The organism is Vibrio sp. 10N.261.52.A1 (assembly GCF_002876325.1).
Classification (GTDB): domain Bacteria; phylum Pseudomonadota; class Gammaproteobacteria; order Enterobacterales; family Vibrionaceae; genus Vibrio; species Vibrio chagasii.
Genome location: NZ_MCYD01000698.1, coordinates 1 through 254, shown reverse-complemented (window position 1 = coordinate 254; position 254 = coordinate 1). Strand labels below are relative to the sequence as shown.

The 254-nt window shown below is 44.9% G+C and carries 1 protein-coding gene; it reads right to left on the bottom strand.

Features of this window, described 5'->3' with window-relative positions; genetic code table 11:
- Positions 1–254: AbgT family transporter (locus BCT81_RS13690; RefSeq protein ID WP_198596892.1), on the bottom strand; the 254-nt coding region annotated here is incomplete at both ends.

Below are 254 nucleotides of genomic sequence, written 5' to 3'. Positions count from 1 at the left end.
TGGCGCAAAGCCAACAAAGTTTTTAACTAAATTAGTTACGATAAGCTGTAAGCCTTCAGCATTAAGTAAGCTTACAACGTGGATCATGCCGTCAGCAGCACGACCTGGAGCACCTTCTGGACGAGGGTCCATAACAGACACTTCAAAGTACCCTGCGATACCAGAAGTAACTAAGATTGCGACACAGAAGATTGCGAAAAGAGTGATCGGGTGGGGTAATAGATTCCCCAAATACTCAACACCATCGAGAAAAC